Annotated in this window: 1 protein-coding gene; it reads left to right on the forward strand. The window is 68.4% G+C overall.

The features are described from left to right. Positions 1-250 (forward strand): hypothetical protein (locus tag AAEY88_RS14815; RefSeq protein WP_350563613.1); only part of this gene is annotated, 250 nt, incomplete at both ends.

Raw genomic sequence — 250 nt, forward strand, 5'->3', positions numbered from 1 at the left:
GCCGCTGACCGGCCGCGAGATCCCGGTGATCGCCGACGACTACGTCGACCGCGAATTCGGCACGGGCGTCGTGAAGGTCACGCCCGCGCACGACTTCAACGACTACCAGGTCGGCGTGCGCCACAAGCTCGCACCGATCGAGATCCTGACGCTCGACGCGAAGATCAACGACAACGGCCCCGAGCAGTATCGCGGCCTCGACCGCTTCGACGCGCGCAAGGCGATCGTCGCCGACCTCGACGCGCAGGGG

It is taken from the genome of Psychrobacter sp. CAL346-MNA-CIBAN-0220 (genome assembly GCF_040309805.1).
Lineage (GTDB): Bacteria > Pseudomonadota > Gammaproteobacteria > Pseudomonadales > Moraxellaceae > Psychrobacter.